This window comes from Leifsonia sp. EB41 (genome assembly GCF_041262565.1).
GTDB lineage: Bacteria > Actinomycetota > Actinomycetes > Actinomycetales > Microbacteriaceae > Leifsonia.
On the sequence record NZ_JBGCCJ010000001.1, the window covers coordinates 1556094 to 1570377 of the forward strand.

Annotated in this window: 17 protein-coding genes; 6 read left to right on the forward strand and 11 right to left on the reverse strand. The window is 71.9% G+C overall.

The genetic code is table 11. The annotated features are described in order from the left end of the window. Positions 1 to 265: 265 nt before the first annotated feature. The gene (locus ABH923_RS07660; RefSeq protein WP_370054741.1) at positions 266 to 1453 is read left to right on the forward strand and encodes an alkaline phosphatase family protein; all 1188 of its coding nucleotides are present in this window, start codon (positions 266 to 268) and stop codon (positions 1451 to 1453) included. 229 nt (positions 1454 to 1682) lie between these two features. Here ABH923_RS07660 and ABH923_RS07665 read toward each other — a convergent pair whose 3' ends face one another. Together ABH923_RS07665 and ABH923_RS07670 are read right to left on the reverse strand one after the other, a co-directional pair. After that, positions 1683 to 2276 carry an N-acetyltransferase gene (locus ABH923_RS07665; protein ID WP_370054742.1) on the reverse strand — a complete coding sequence of 198 codons (594 nt, stop codon included), beginning with the start codon at positions 2274 to 2276 and terminating at the stop codon, positions 1683 to 1685. Positions 2277 to 2280: 4 nt separating this feature from the next. After that, positions 2281 to 2967 (reverse strand): GNAT family N-acetyltransferase, encoded by a 687-nt coding sequence (locus ABH923_RS07670; protein WP_370054743.1) that lies wholly within the window; start codon positions 2965 to 2967, stop codon positions 2281 to 2283. Between the two features lie 87 nt (positions 2968 to 3054). On the opposite strand from ABH923_RS07670, the gene ABH923_RS07675 reads away from it, so the two are divergent. Further along, a complete protein-coding gene (locus ABH923_RS07675) occupies positions 3055 to 4014 on the forward strand; it encodes a diacylglycerol kinase family protein (protein WP_370054744.1) in 960 nt (319 codons plus the stop codon). A 138-nt stretch (positions 4015 to 4152) separates the two neighbouring features. Here ABH923_RS07675 and ABH923_RS07680 read toward each other — a convergent pair whose 3' ends face one another. Further along, on the reverse strand, positions 4153 to 4545 hold the full coding sequence (locus tag ABH923_RS07680) for an SHOCT domain-containing protein (RefSeq protein WP_370054745.1): 393 nt from the start codon (positions 4543 to 4545) through the stop codon (positions 4153 to 4155). A gap of 329 nt (positions 4546 to 4874) precedes the next feature. Here ABH923_RS07680 and ABH923_RS07685 point away from each other — a divergent pair, with 329 nt between their 5' ends. Then, entirely contained in the window at positions 4875 to 5312 is a 438-nt protein-coding gene (locus tag ABH923_RS07685) for a VOC family protein (RefSeq protein WP_370054746.1), read from the forward strand. A gap of 1 nt (position 5313) precedes the next feature. Here the strand turns inward: ABH923_RS07685 and ABH923_RS07690 are convergent, their stop codons facing one another. Further along, the gene (locus ABH923_RS07690) at positions 5314 to 5757 is read right to left on the reverse strand and encodes a 4-oxalocrotonate tautomerase family protein (RefSeq protein WP_370054747.1); all 444 of its coding nucleotides are present in this window, start codon (positions 5755 to 5757) and stop codon (positions 5314 to 5316) included. A 90-nt stretch (positions 5758 to 5847) separates the two neighbouring features. Between ABH923_RS07690 and ABH923_RS07695 the strand changes: the two genes are divergently transcribed. Beyond that, the gene (locus ABH923_RS07695) at positions 5848 to 6420 is read left to right on the forward strand and encodes a TetR/AcrR family transcriptional regulator (RefSeq protein ID WP_370054748.1); all 573 of its coding nucleotides are present in this window, start codon (positions 5848 to 5850) and stop codon (positions 6418 to 6420) included. Positions 6421 to 6434: 14 nt separating this feature from the next. On the opposite strand, the gene ABH923_RS07700 is transcribed toward ABH923_RS07695, so the two are convergent. Then, positions 6435 to 7379 (reverse strand): nucleoside hydrolase, encoded by a 945-nt coding sequence (locus ABH923_RS07700; RefSeq protein WP_370054749.1) that lies wholly within the window; start codon positions 7377 to 7379, stop codon positions 6435 to 6437. Between the two features lie 75 nt (positions 7380 to 7454). Between ABH923_RS07700 and ABH923_RS07705 the strand changes: the two genes are divergently transcribed. Beyond that, positions 7455 to 8075, forward strand: coding sequence for a trimeric intracellular cation channel family protein (locus ABH923_RS07705; RefSeq protein WP_370054750.1), 621 nt, complete (start codon positions 7455 to 7457; stop codon positions 8073 to 8075). An 84-nt stretch (positions 8076 to 8159) separates the two neighbouring features. On the opposite strand, the gene ABH923_RS07710 is transcribed toward ABH923_RS07705, so the two are convergent. The 3 genes from ABH923_RS07710 to ABH923_RS07720 are packed head-to-tail and all read right to left on the reverse strand — an operon-like array spanning position 8160 to position 11517. Continuing rightward, entirely contained in the window at positions 8160 to 9095 is a 936-nt protein-coding gene (locus tag ABH923_RS07710) for a ribokinase (protein WP_370054751.1), read from the reverse strand. Beyond that, on the reverse strand, positions 9092 to 10525 hold the full coding sequence (locus ABH923_RS07715; protein WP_370054752.1) for an MFS transporter: 1434 nt from the start codon (positions 10523 to 10525) through the stop codon (positions 9092 to 9094). The genes ABH923_RS07710 and ABH923_RS07715 overlap by 4 nt, the downstream gene beginning before the upstream one ends. Further along, the gene (locus tag ABH923_RS07720) at positions 10522 to 11517 is read right to left on the reverse strand and encodes a nucleoside hydrolase (protein WP_370054753.1); all 996 of its coding nucleotides are present in this window, start codon (positions 11515 to 11517) and stop codon (positions 10522 to 10524) included. The genes ABH923_RS07715 and ABH923_RS07720 overlap by 4 nt, the downstream gene beginning before the upstream one ends. Positions 11518 to 11617: 100 nt before the next feature. Between ABH923_RS07720 and ABH923_RS07725 the strand changes: the two genes are divergently transcribed. After that, a complete protein-coding gene (locus tag ABH923_RS07725; protein ID WP_370054754.1) occupies positions 11618 to 12640 on the forward strand; it encodes a LacI family DNA-binding transcriptional regulator in 1023 nt (340 codons plus the stop codon). A 57-nt stretch (positions 12641 to 12697) separates the two neighbouring features. Here the strand turns inward: ABH923_RS07725 and ABH923_RS07730 are convergent, their stop codons facing one another. The 3 genes from ABH923_RS07730 to ABH923_RS07740 are packed head-to-tail and all read right to left on the reverse strand — an operon-like array spanning position 12698 to position 14031. Continuing rightward, complete coding sequence (locus ABH923_RS07730; protein ID WP_370054755.1) at positions 12698 to 13519, reverse strand: DUF1206 domain-containing protein; 822 nt, start codon at positions 13517 to 13519, stop codon at positions 12698 to 12700. A gap of 9 nt (positions 13520 to 13528) precedes the next feature. Beyond that, the gene (locus tag ABH923_RS07735) at positions 13529 to 13756 is read right to left on the reverse strand and encodes a hypothetical protein (protein WP_370054756.1); all 228 of its coding nucleotides are present in this window, start codon (positions 13754 to 13756) and stop codon (positions 13529 to 13531) included. After that, positions 13753 to 14031, reverse strand: coding sequence for a hypothetical protein (locus tag ABH923_RS07740; RefSeq protein ID WP_370054757.1), 279 nt, complete (start codon positions 14029 to 14031; stop codon positions 13753 to 13755). The genes ABH923_RS07735 and ABH923_RS07740 overlap by 4 nt, the downstream gene beginning before the upstream one ends. Between the last annotated feature and the right edge of the window lie 253 nt (positions 14032 to 14284).

Genomic DNA, 14284 nt, shown 5'->3' on the forward strand with positions numbered 1-14284 from the left:
TTGCCGCAGCAGAGCCCCGGCGTCGGCTACGCTCGATCGCGAACACGGGGGGGTTGAGTGGAAGAGCGCGAGTCCGTTCGGCGGTGGACCGTCAAGCTGTGGATTTCTCGCGTGGGCGAAGTGCTCACAGCGATGGGAGAGGTAGTCCTCTCGTTCGTCTGGAAGTGATGGCGATGGCGCGCACTCGCCGGGATGACGCCCCCACCTCCTAGCGGATTCCCCTGCCCTCTGGCGTGTCGCCCGCCCGCGTGCTTCGGTGGGACGCATGGCAGCGGTGAAGCGCGTGATCGTCTTTATCCAGGAGAACAAGACAACAGACTTCTACTTCCCCTCCCTCGCGGAGTGGGGCGCCGAGGTCGCGAACAACGGGAACCTGCGCACCAGCGCCCCCGACTTCGATCAACCCCACGACCGGAACGCGTGGGTGCACTGGGCGATGGGAGACTATCCCGCCGAGCCGATGCAGCTCGACAACGACCAGGTCATCCCCTATTACAGCTGGCTCGCCAAGAACTTCGTGTTCAGCGACCACCACTTCGGCTCCGGCTCGAACTCCACCCCCGGCCACATGCTGGCCGTCGGCGGGCAGATGCCGACGCTCAAGAACCCGCCGTTCGTCGGCGCACACCCGGTGTGGGACCTCCCGTCGATCTTCAGCGTCGCCCAGAAGGCCGGCGTGAGCTGGGGCGCGTTCCCCGACCAGGACGGCTACCCGGTCAAGTTCTACACGACCACGTCCACGGCGCCGGGGTCGAGCGAGGTGTTCCCGCCGTCGCAGTTCATCCCGATGGCGAAGGGCGGGACGCTGCCGGACGTCTGTTACGTCTGGTCCCCCGCCGGCTACGACGAGCACCCGCCGGCGACGCCCGCGCCCGACTACGTGACCAAGGGCCAGGGGCTGGTCTGGCAGCGCGTCCAGGCGGTGATCGACGGCGGCGGCTGGGACGAGACGGTCTTCATCCTGACCTGGGACGACTGGGGAGGCTACGCCGACTCGGTGCCGACGCCCGCGATCGAGACGGTTCCGGACGCGCTGCACCCGGACGGCTTCCAGGTCATCGGGGGCTCGCGCATCCCGCTGCTCATGTTCGGCGGCGCCGTCAGCCAGGCGATCGACCCGGAATGGCACTCGCACGCGTCCATCCCGAAGACGATCTGCGACCTGCTCGGGCTCGGCATCTTCGGGGTGCCGCGCGTGGACGACGCGCCCTCGCTCGCGCACCTGGTGCAGCCGGGGCTCGGGAGGCCGGTGCCGCCGGCTCCCGGCAGCACGATCACCCAGCCGACCCCGCCGAACCCGCGGCCGACGCCGGTGGCGCCGAAGCCGTGGCCGGGGCCGTTGGGGCAGCCTCTGCCTGCGCTGGTGACGCTCGACGGCAGCACCGTGCCCGCGCCGATCGACGGGAAGGTGAACGCGAAGCCGCCGAAGGCGCCGGTCGCGCCGCCGGCGTGAGGCGCGCCGCGAGTGTGCGCCCTGAGCCCCGTCAGAGTTCGATGCTCACTGCGGGTCCCTCGGGTTTCCTGACACCCACAGAGACGTCGCGATAACTGCTGGAACCGTTGTTCCACCGACGAGAAGCCACGGCGGCGTGACGATTCCGAACCCGGCGAGAACTGCCGAGCACACACCGAGCACGACTGCCAGAGAATAGAGTGCCACAACCATCCGGCGCACGACTTGACTACGCATACGCCAAGAACCGCCCCGACTTATCCGGCTCGACGTACTCGAACCGGCGCTCCAGCCCCGCGTCTTCGAGGAGCCCGACCTGCTGGGCGAACTCCTCGCTCGCGACGAACACGGTCCGTTCGACCGGCCACTCCTCCGCGAACCAACCCCGCAGCGCGGCGAGTAGGCGGCCGTCCAGCCCGTCCGCCATCCGCGACCGGCGTACCCAGAAGAAGACGACAGCCTCCACGTCCTCCCACGCATCAACGCCGAGCGCCGTCACCGTCGACCCGGCCAGGAACTTCGCGCTCGTGTCGAACACGTACACGCAGCCCAGGCACTCGGTGTCGCCCGGGTCGCGCACGGTGTAGGTGAAGGCTTTGTGCTCGCGGTGCCGCTGCTCCAGGCCGGCCAGGTCTTCGCGGTTCGCCTCGACGGTGAAGTCGTCGGCCGGCCAGGAGGACTGCTCCCACAGCCGCAGCTCGTCGCGCGTCTCCATCAGAGCCGCGTGGTCGTCCGGCGCGTCGTCGGCGGTGAGCGGGCGCAGGACGAACTCCGCCGTCCGCAGCCCGGACGGGATCGGCACGGCCGGGTCGGTCAGCCGCACGCGGTCACGCCGCCGTCCGGCAGACCAGCACGGTCATCCGCTTCCGGCGGGTGAACCCCAGCCGCTCGTACACCGCGACCGCCCGCTCGTTCACGGTCTCGACGTGCAGGAACGGCCGCTCGCCGCGGTCGACGATGCCGCGCATGACGGCGAGCATGACCTGGACCGCGAAGCCGCGGCCTCGCCACTCCGGGTCGGAGCAGACCGCGCTGACCTCGCACCAGCCGTCGGGGCGCATCCGCTGGCCGGCCATCGCGGCGAGGCGGTCGCCGACGCGGACGCCGTGGTAGCCGCCGAAGTCGATCGTGCGCGGGAGGAACGGGCCGGGCCTGGTGCGCTCGACCAGGTCGAGCGCCTCCGCGACGTCGTCCTCCCCGAGCGGGACGAGGCGCGCGTCGTCCCCGAGCGCGGGCGGCGCCGGGAGGTCGGCGCCCTCGAACACGTACTGGTAGCAGTCGTATCCGGCGACGGCCTCCCAGCCCTCCGGCGCCCCGTCGGCGAACACGCCCAGCGTCGTGCCAGGCCCGACGAGACCGGCCAGGCGGCCCCAGTCCGCGTCGCTGCCCCGGTCGGCGACCGACGCGAACGGCGACATGTCCGACGGGTAGCGGCGGGCCCGGTCGTCCCCGACCGCGAGGGCCGCGTGCGGGCCGGTGAGGGCGTTCCAGGCGGGGTCGTCGAGCACATGCACCCCCTCAGCCTCGCACACGCCGGCCCACTCAGGCGTACTGTCTGGGTCAGCGTCGCGCCGCCCGAGCACGACGCCAGAAGGAGACGCATGAGCAGGGCCGCGATCGTGGTCAACCCGGTGAAGACCGACCCGGAACGGCTGCGGGAGGCCCTCGCGGCCGCCGAGCGCCGGCACGGCTGGGAGGAGACCCTCTGGCTGGAGACGACCGAAGACGACCCGGGCACGGGCCAGACCCGCCAGGCGCTGGAACAGGGCGTGGATGTGGTGATCGCGGCCGGCGGCGACGGCACCGTGCGTACGGTCGCCGAGGAGCTGCGCGGCGGCGACACCGCCCTGGCGCTGCTGCCCTCCGGCACCGGAAACCTCCTCGCCCGCAACCTCTCGCTGACCCTGGACGACGTCGAGCACGCTCTCGACACGGCGTTCGACGGCGCCGACCGGGCCATCGACGTGGGCCTCGCCGAGCTGCGCGACGGCCGCGACGGCACGGAGCGCCGCGCCTTCCTGGTGATGGCCGGGCTCGGGATCGACGCCAAGATGATCGCGGAGACCGACGACGACCTCAAAGCCAAGGCGGGGTGGATCGCGTACGTGGAGGCGATGGGCCGGGTGCTGCGCGACAAGAACGTGCTCCGGGTGCGGTACCAGCTCGACGGCGGCCGCCCGCACACCCTGCGCGCGCACACCGTCATCGTCGGCAACTGCGGGTCGCTGCAGGCGGACATCCTGCTGCTCCCGGACGCGGCGGTGGACGACGGCATCCTCGACATCGTGGTGCTCCGGCCGGAGAGCATCATGGGCTGGGCCCGGATCGTCGTCAAGATCTTCTGGGAGAACGGCGTGCTGCGCCGCACCAGCGTCGGCCGCCGCCTGATGCGCGACGACCGGGAGGTGCACGCGATGAACTACCTCAAGGGCAAGGAGTTCGTGCTGACCTCCAGCCGCCCGGAGCAGGTCGAGCTGGACGGCGACCTCTTCGGGGAGGTGAGCTCGATGCGCGTCCGGGTCGATCCGGGCGCGCTGCGGGTGCGCGTTCCCCGCGAGTGAGCGGCGCCCGCCCGGTGACGCGGGCGGCGGGCGGCGTATGCTGATGGTCCCCGTAGCTACGGGTATGGGGAAAATACGCCAGAGCCCGGCCGAGCGATCGGTCGGGCTCTGGTGCGTTCGGGCACTGCTGCGTTCAGGCTAGGCCGCGCCGCGGAGCGCCTTGGCCTTGAGCGACTCGAACTCGGCCGGCGTGATCGTGCCGGCGTCGAGGAGCTGCTTGCCCGACTCGATCTCGGCGGCGGGGGAGGTCGTCCCCGTCCCCGCCACAGAACGGATGTAGTCGGCGGAGGCGGCCTGGGCCTGCATCGAGCCCGCAGCACTGCGCTGCGCCATCCGACCGCCCCGGGCGATCAGGTAGATGAAGGCGGCCAGGAACGGCACCACCACCAGGAAGACGCACCAGAGCGCCTTGGCCCAGCCGTTGAGCTCTGGGTCGCGGAAGAGGTCGATGAACACCCGGATGAAGATCGTGATGCAGACGAACACCAGGTAGAACCAGAACGACCAGACGAGGAAATCCCAGAAAGTCATGGCGACTCCGTTCGGTTGGCGCGATGCGAGTGCCGCTCCGCGTGGCCGAACGGTACGACGCCGCGCCCCGGCTCGGCAAGGGGGCAATCCGGCCGAGGAGGCAGGGCGAAAACCCGCTGTTGCCAAGTGCACTTTTTGGAGGCATCATGCAGCCGAAGGCACCACCGCGAGCACACGAGTCGAGCGACGATGCCTGACCTGAGTTCGCGCGCGACCGCCGGATTCCCGCTGTTACGGGGGTTTCCGCGGACGTACCGGGGTCGCGCGCGAGCGTAACGCCCTGAGCGCGCCGAGAGCGCGCCGACGCGACGGTGGGTACCATGCGACGCATGCCCATCACACTCGACAACGTCGGCATCGCCGTCCGCGACCTGGAGGCCACGATCGCCTTCTTCACCGACCTCGGCCTGGAGGTCGTCGGCCGGGACACGGTCAGCGGCGAGTGGACCGACACCGCCGTGGGCCTCGACGGCAACCACGCGAACATCGCCATGCTGCAGACCCCGGACGGCCAGGGCCGCCTGGAGCTGTTCGAGTACCTCCACCCCGACGCGATCGAGACCGAGCCGACCCTCCCGAACGAGATCGGCATGCACCGCGTCGCGTTCCAGGTCGACGACATCGACGCCGCGCTGGAGATCGCGGACCGGCACGGCTGCCATCCGCTCCGCGGCGTGGCCACCTACCGCGACATCTACAAGCTGACCTACCTCCGCGGCCCCAGCGGCATCCTCGTCATGCTCGCCCAGGACCTCACGAAGGGCTGAGTCAGTCCTTCCGAGCCGCCGCCTGCAGCTCGGCGATCTGGGCGCGTGCGGCCTGGACGAGCTCCTCGTTGGTGTTGGCGTGGCCGCCCAAGCCCCAGCCGCCCTCGACGGCCTCGGTGAGGAGGACCCAGGTGCGCTCGGTGAGGGTGGGGTCGCCCGCGGCCTCCGCGACGATGGCCGTGAACTGCTCGACCACCGCGAGCTGCTTCGGCCGGTCGAGCGCTCCGGCGTTGGTCAGCACCTGGACGCGCACGTAGTTCGAGTCGCCGTCCACATTGGAGAGCGCGCCGTCCGCGAGCTCGTGGACGAAGGCGGCGGTGTTCGTGCGGAACATCGGGATGTCGGGCACCTGCTCGATCACCTTGAGGGTGTCGGCGAGGGTCCTGGCGAGCGTGTGCGGGTCGGCGAAGGTGCCGGCGGTCGCGTAGACGTCGATCATGGGCATGGGACTCATCTCCTCGGTTCCGGGGCTGCGCGTCCAGTGTGGATTATGATGAGCGTCATAGTCAAGGGTTCCCGACAGAAAGGTCCACCGATGGTCTCGGACGCGAAGGCGCGCATGATCGAGGGCGCGGCCAGGCTGCTGGCCGAGAAGGGCCTCCAGGAGACGTCCTTCTCCGAAGTGCTCGCCCTCACCGGCGCCCCGCGCGGATCCATCTACCATCACTTCCCCGGCGGCAAGGCGAGCCTGGTCGCGCAGGCGCTCGACCTCCAGCGGACGCGGTCGATGGCGGTCATCGAGTCGGCCCGCGGCCGGTCGGCGGAGGAGGTCGCAGGGACGTTCCTCGACGCCTGGCGGCAACTCCTGCTGGTCGCGCACTTCCGCATCGGCTGCTCGGCCGTGGCCGTCGCGGTCGCCGCCGACGCCGATGACCTGCTGCAGCGCTCGGGCGAGGTCTTCCGCGACTGGGCCGGCCTGCTCGCCGAACTCCTCGCGCTCGGCGGCGTCCCCGCCGACGCCGCGCCGGGCGCGGCCGCGCTGCTCGTCGCAGGGAGCGAGGGCGGCGTCATCCTCAGCCGCGCGCAGTCCAGCATCGAACCGTTCGAGGCGGTGGCGGGGCAGCTGATCGCTTACGTGCGCGGTCTCAGCGAGCCGGGCGGCGACTGAGCCGGAAGCAGGGCTCAGCCGAGCACGCGCTCCAGGAGGTGCGGGGCGAGGTCCGGCTCGGTCCGCAGCACGACGCGCACGTGCGCGCCCGTGCGGTCGACGGGTCCAGGGCGCTGCCCGCGCAGGTCGCAGATCGTCTGGCCGCGGCCGGGCCCGTCCGTCGCGTCGACCTCCACCGGGACGGCCGGCGCGACCACGGCGCGGACGCCGCCGACGACGAGTGCCGCCGCGAGCGGGTCGTGCAGGGCGCTGCTGCGGCGGCCGTACTCGGTGACGTAGAAGTCGAAGTAGTGGTCGAGCATCCGCCCGACCGCGCTCTCCAGCGGGCCGCCCTCCTCCACCAAGCGGACCCGGTCGGCCTCCTCCAGCACGTTGTCCATCGTGGAGTCCAGCGGGACCAGGACGATCGGCCACGCCGCGGCGATCACCGCCCGCGCCGCCTCCGCATCGTTGCCGATGTTCGCCTCGGCGACCGGCGTGATGTTGCCGGGGACGAGCGCTGCGCCGCCCATGATCGTGACCTTCGCGATCCGGGAGGGCAGCGTGGGGTCGCGCTCCAGGGCGCGGGCGAGGTTGGTGAGCGGCCCGACGGCGAGGATCTGGAGGACGCCGTCGTGCTCGTGCGACAGGCGCAGCAGCATGTCGGCCGCGTCCTCGGCGACGGGCGCTGCTGCAGCGGCCGGGAGGTCGACGCCACCGAGGCCGTTCACGCCGTGCACGTGCGGCGCGCCGCCGTGGAACGTCCCGGCGATCGGGTGGTGCTCGCCGACAGCGACCGGCAGGTCCCGCTCGGCCAGCGCCAGCAGGCGGAGCGTGTTGTCGGCCGCCTGGGCCGCGCTGACGTTGCCGCTGACCGTGCCGATGCCGGCGAGCGCGACCTCCGGGGAGCTCAGCAGATACGCGAGGGCGACGGCGTCGTCCACGCCGGTGTCGCAGTCGAAGTAGAGAGGGAAGGGCATGACAGGATTCTCCCCTGTCCGGGGTGTGCGCCGCTCGCCGACGCCCGGCGCCGCGTTCCGTGAGAGGGTGGCCTGATGTCGGCGCCCATCGTCCTGGACCTCCTCGGCACGTTCTTCTTCGCCATCTCCGGCAGCCTCCTGGCTGCGCGGCGCGGGTTCGACATCGTCGGCTCGCTGCTGCTCGGATCGCTGACCGGCCTCGGCGGCGGCGTGATCCGGGACGTCATCCTCGGCGTGACCCCGAACGCGTTCGCCAACCCGGTCTACCTGGCTCCACCGGTCGTGGCCGCCATCCTCGTCTACTTCCTGTCCGGCTCGGTGGCGCGGTTCCCGCGCACCCTGCTGGTGTTCGACGGCGGCGGGCTGGCCTTGTTCTGCGTCACCGGCACCGTCATCGCGCTCGAGCGCGGCGCCAACCCGGTCGCCGCGGCGGTGCTCGGCGTGACCACCGCGGTCGGCGGCGGGCTCCTCCGCGACGTCGTCGCCAACCGCGACCCGCAGCTCTTCGACCCGCACGACCTCTACGCCGTTCCCGCAATGCTCGGGGCGGCGGTCGTCGCGGTGGTGTGGAGCGTGGGTGGCTACAACCCGTGGACCGAGACAGCGGCCGCCGCACTCGTGTTCGCGTTCCGGATGCTGTCGCTGCGGTTCCGCTGGCACGTCCCGCTCGCCGCGGTGTCGCGCCACCCGGCCTGAGGCGCGATTCACCGCCGAGGGGCACGTAAACGCCCTCAAAACGGCGTTTTAAGGGCGTTTACGTGCCCTTCGGGGCCGCGCCTATCAGGCCTCGGTGGCGCGCTCCGCCAGGAACGCCGCGAGCTGCGCGGGATCCGGGTAGGACGCCTGAGCGCCGGGATGCGCGGCCGCGTAGCCTCCCACACCGACCGCGGACCGCGCGGCGTCCACCAGGGCGTCGCCCTCCGCCAGCCGGACGAGCAGCGACCCCATGAAGGCGTCGCCCGCGCCCGTCGTGTCGACGGCCGTGATCCGCACCGCGGCGACGTGCGCGGGGGCCGCGTCGACGTCCACGATCAGGCAGCCGTCCGCCCCGCGGGTGACGACCGCACGGGCGATGCCGAGCGCGGCGAACCCCTCGCGCACAGCGGCCGGGTCGGACGCGACCGCGCCCTCCGCCAGTCCGAGCAGCGCCTCCGTCTCCCCCTCGTTGACGAGCAGGACGTCGGCAAGCGGGACGAGGTCGCGCGCGGCCTCCCCGAACGGCGACGGGTTGAGCACCACCGTCGCGCCTGCCGCGCGGGCCCGCTCGGCGGCGGCACGCACGGTCGCGTGCGACACCTCCAGGCAGAGGCCGAGCACGGCCGCGCCCTCGAAGACGCTGTCCGGGAGGTCGTCCGGAGCGAGCGAGCCGTTAGCGCCGGCGGAGACCACGATCGTGTTCTCGCCGTCCGCGGCCACGGTGATGAGAGCAGTGCCGGTCGCCACGCCGTCCCGGACGGTCACATGGGAGGTGTCCACTCCGGCCGCGGCAACGGCCGAGCGCAGCAGCTCGCCGTTCGCGTCCGCTCCGACCGCGCCGACCATCGCGACGTCGCCGCCGATCCGGCCGGCGGCGACGGCCTGGTTGGCGCCCTTGCCGCCCGCGCCGACCAGCAGGTCGCCTCCGGAGACGGTCTCGCCCGCACGCGGGAACCGCTCGGTGCGCACGACCAGGTCGGCGTTCAGCGAGCCGACGACGACGATCCTGCCCGCGCTCATCGCCCGGCCTCCTGCGCCACCTCGGCCGAGACGGGACGCGGGATCAGGAACGACACGGCAAGCGCCGCGGCCGTGATGACAGCTCCGAGGATCATCCCCGCAGAGTATCCGGTCGTCGAGTGTCCCGTCGCGCCCGTCGCGATCTGGATCGCGGGCAGCAGCGCGAAGCTCAGTCCGGCGCCGAGGTTGAACGCGCCCGCGTTCAGCCCGGGCAGGAAGCCAGGATTGGCGGCAGGCGAGAGCACGATGCCCAGACCGTTCAGCATGATGTTCGCGATGCCGGCATAGGTGATGCCCAGCAGCACGGTGGCGGCGATCAGCACCGGGAGCGAGTGCACGCCCACGAACGCCATGATGAGCGTCCCGATCACGCTGCCGGCGAGGCCGATCCGGAGGATGCGGCGGTAGCCGAGCGTCGGGGCGAGGCGTCCGGCGAGCGGGCCGACCACCCAGCCGACCAGCGCGTACGGCGTGAGGAAGGCGAGCGACGCGAGGTCCGGCGCCATCCCGAACCCGGCGTCCGGGTTCTGCGCGATGGAGGTCACCAGGCCGTTGACGACCGCGAAGACGCCGGTCATCGTCAGCAGTGTCGTGAGCAGCAGCGCCCAGGTGGACCGCGGCTTGAGCAGCGGGGTCGGGATCAGCGGCTCGCGCCGGCGGTTCTCGATCGCCCAGAACGCGGCGAAGGCGAGCCCGGCGACCAGCAGCGCCCCGATCACGAGCGGCCAGTTCGCGGCGGCGAGCTTGCCCGCCTCATTGAGGCCGGTCAGCAGCGCGGCGAGCGAGAGGGCCAGCGGGAGTACGCCCCACCAGTCCATCCGCACGCCGGCGGACGGCCGGGAGTCGACGCCCCAAGCGGCGAGCATGACCACGGCGACGACCGTGACGGCGGCGATCACCCAGAAGACCGAGCGGAAGCCGAAGGCCGTCGCGAGCCAGCCGCCCGCGATGGCGTCGATGCCGGCGATACCGCCGTTGACGGCGGTGAGGAGGCCCATCGCGGCGCCGTAGCGGCGCGGGTCGGAGATCTCCGAGCGCAGCATGAGCAGGCAGATCGGGACGACGGGCCCGGCGACGCCCTGCACGATGCGGCCGACGAAAAGCATCTCGACGTTGAGGGCGAGCGCGGCGATCACACTTCCGGCGAACATGACCACGAGCATCCCGAGCAGGACGCGCTTGCGGCCGACGATGTCGCTGAGGCGCGGGAGGAACAGCGAGAACACCGCGGCGACCGTGAAGAACAGAGTCTGCGACAGGCCGATGGTGGCGTCGTCGCTGTGCAGCTCGCGCGCCATCGTCACGAGGACGGGGCTGAGCATGCTCGCGTTGAGCTGGAACGCGACGCACGCGGCGAGCAGGGCAGCGGTGAGGGCGGCGATCCGGACCGGGCGGCCGGTCGGCGTGGAGGTGGCGACGGGGGCGGTCACGCGACGGCTCCCTTCGCGGTCGCGGCAGTCGCGGGGACGGCAGCGGTCGCGGCCTCCGGGTCTCCGATGCGCTCCAGCGCGTCCACGACCAGGCCCCAGAACCGCTCGCGGTCGAGCTCGAGTGCGGCCCAGGTCACACAGTCGTCCGGCACCGGCCCGCGCCGGTCGGCCACGGTCATCCCGGTGGTCAGGCGCCCCTGGGTCTCGATCGCGATGGGCATCCGCTCGGCGCGCACGATCGTGGGGTCGATCACGTACGCGACCGCGCACGGGTCGTGGACGGGCGGGCTGTCGAAGCCCTGCGCCTCCGAGTAGGTGTGCCCGAAGAAGTCGAGCAGCTCGCCGACGAAGCGCGCAGGGGCGGTGCCGACGGCGGCGATGCTCTCGCGCACCTCCGGGGTAGCGAGCGCCTGGTGCGTCAGGTCGAGGCCGACCATGACGACCTTCCAGCCGGCGCTGAAGACGATGTCCGCGGCCTCCGGGTCGATGACGATGTTGAACTCGGCGACCGGGCTCCAGTTGCCGACGTGGACGCCGCCGCCCATCAGGACGACCTGCTTGACGCGCTCCACGATCCGCGGCTCGCGGCGGACGGCGAGCGCGATGTTGGTCAGCGCGCCGGTCGGCACGAGCGTGACGGTGCCCGGCTCGTGCGCCATCACGGTCTCCACGATGAGGTCGACCGCGTGCCGCGCGTCGAGCTCGATCAGCGGCTCGGGCAGCACGGGGCCGTCCAGGCCGGACTCGCCGTGGATGGACGGCGCGACCTCGACGGGCCGCACCAGCGGACGGTCGGCGCCTGCCGCGAACGGGACGCCGGCGATCCCGGCGACGCGCGCGACGGACAGCGCATTGCGGGTGACCTTGTCGAGGGTCTGGTTGCCCGCGACGGTCGTCACGGCGAGCAGCTCGATCTCCGGGTTTCCGTGGGCGAGCATGAGCGCGATCGCGTCGTCGTGACCGGGATCGCAGTCGAGGATGATCTTCTCCATCGGGTGGAGCCTCCGCTTCTTCGAGGAACGTAAAACGTTTGACACGATAAACCTAAAGCGCTTGACGCGCAACCGGAGCGCTCGCCGATATCATTAGCGGGTGTCGACGCCGCCCCCTCCCCCTCAGCGGAAACGGGTGACCGCCGCGATGGTCGCGGAGCGGGCGGGCACCAGCATCGCCGCCGTCTCCCTCGTGGTCAACGGCAAGCACCGCGGCCGGATCTCCGACGAGAACGCGGAGCGCGTGCGCGCCGCCGTCCGGGAGCTCGGCTACGTGGTCGACAGCACCGCGAGCGCGCTGGCCCGCGGCACGAGCGACGTCGTCGTGATGCTCGCCCCCGACCTCCCGAACCCGTTCTTCGGCCGTGTGATCAACGCAGTGCAGGAGACCCTCGGCGCGCGTTTCCAGCTCCTGCTCTTCGCGTCGCCGACCGGCGAGCAGCCGACCGTCGCCGACGTGCGCCGTCTCGCCGCGCTGCGGCCGGCAGGCCTGCTCGTGTCGGCTCCGACGGTGGCGTTCCTGGACGACGCGCCCGCGGGCGTCCCGCTGGTTCTGCTGGACGCACCCGGCCTCCAGGACCGCGCTCCGACGGTCAACTACGACCTCGCCTCCGGCGTCCGCGCGCTGATCGCGCACCTCGCCGAGCGCGGCCACACCACGATCGGCTACCTCGACGGCTCCACCCCGGCCGCGACCTACGAACTGCGCCGCACCCTGCTGGAGGCGGAGGCCGCGCGGCGCGGGATGGCGCTGCTCACCACGCCGCAGGTCCGCAGCCGCCCGGACATCGCCGAGGCGATGGCCGCGACCGAGGCTGCCCTCCCCGGCTGGCGGGCCGCCGGCGCCACCGCGGTGATCGCGGCCTCCGACACCCTCGCCCACGGCGTCCTCGCCGCGTGCGCGCGGGCGGGCCTGCGGGTTCCGGAGGACATCGCGGTCGCCGGCTTCGACGACCTCCCGGCCTCCTCTGTCACAGCACCGGCACTGACCAGCGTCGCCCTGCCGGGCGACCTGCTCGGCTCGGTCGCGGCGCGCCTCCTGCTGTCGCTCATCGAGGGCGGCGACGCCCCCGAGATCCACGAGCTTCCGGCCGAGCTCGTCGCGCGCGCGTCGACCGGCTGACGGCCCGCCGGCCAGCGCTTCGGCGACTGATGGCGGCTCAGAACCGCGCCGGGCAGCTCAGAACCGCGCGAGCCAGGCCCGCGCCATGTTGTACACCCCGGACGCGATGAGCCCGAGGCCCAGCACGACGATGGCGGCGCCGCCGAACGGGAGCTCCTGCAACTCGGTCAGGCCGCCCGCGAGGCCGGTCGCGGTCGCAGGCTGAGCGCTGATCGCCGCGAGGATGAAAGCGACACCCGCAAGGGCGACCACGACACCCTTCGCGATGTAGCCCACCATCCCGAGGACCACGATCCCGCGCCCGGCGGCGCCGCTCGGCACCTCGATGTCCTCCCGGAACCGGCGCCGGATGCCCTTGACCACGAAGTAGCAGCCGACCGCGCAGGTCACCAGGCCGAGCACGCCCAGCGCGAGTTGGCCTCCCGGGGACGCGAGGATCCCCGCGCTGACCTTCCGGGTGGTGGTGCTGGCGTGCGACGGATGACCTGCGGCGAAGGCGAGCGCCGTGAAGCCCAGAACGGCGTAGGCGACGGCCTTGCTCACGTCCTCCCCGCGCGCGATCCAGCGGTCGGCGGCCGACCCGGCCCTGACCAGCACGGCCTCGGTCAGCAGCCAGAGCCCGAGGGCGAACAGCCCGATGGCCGCGATCCACAGGACGATGAAGCCGCCGGGGATCCTCGCCACCTCGTCCAGGGCCCCGGTCTGGTCGGGCTCCCCCACGTGTGCGGCGCCGAGCTGGATGGCCAGCCCGCCGAGCAGGAGCTGGACGAGCCCGCTCGCGGCGAACCCGCCGCGTGCCGGGATCTCGAGCAGCTTGCTGCCACTCGCCGTGCGGGCGGCCTTCCGCAGCTGGGCTTTGCCCTCGGCCACCGTGCTCATGGCGTGGACCTAGGCCTCGTGGACGCTGCGCAGCACCGTCCAGCCGTCGCCGGGAGCGAGGGTGAGCTCGCCGTCGTCCTCCGGGGAGTGCGCGAAGAACACCGCGGAACCCGCCTGCTCACCCGGACCGCCGTACGTGGAGAGCAGGTCGTCGCCGGAGGGCGAACGGAGGACGTAGGCGCGTTTCGGGAGGAGCTCGCTCCAGTCGGTCACGACCTCCTCTGCGTCGTCGGTCATGCGCGCCGCAGCCGGCCGAAGAGCCCGGACTTCTGCGGCCGGAACCAGTTCGCGTAGACCGCGAGCTTGGCCTCGGCGAGAACGCTGAACGCGCCGAGCGTCCGGCCGTCGGCGGCCGACGCGGTGAAGCCGGTGTCCGTCTGCTCGATCATGCCGAGGTAGGCGGACGGAGTCTCGGCGACCCAGAGCCCCGGCACCGGCTGGCGCCACGCGAGGTGCTCGCTCTGGCCGGAGCGGTGCTGAAGCGGTCGTGCCGCCTTAACCGCGATCGTCATGGCATTCCCTTCGGCAGGAGTCTGCAGTGAGTGGTGAAGTATCTAGAGCTTCGAGCTATTCAACCGCCTCAGCAAGTTTTGCCCGGGGGCTTGATTCGCACCGTTCGCCCTGCTATCGGCGTGGCAATCGAACATCTAGAAGCTCACGTAGCTAGGCAAGCTAGCGATCCATCGCCGTGTCCGAAACCGGCCATTCCCCTGTCCCGGATCGGCTTTCGAGCGCCTCCGCACGGAAATTAGGTTCTTTCCATCC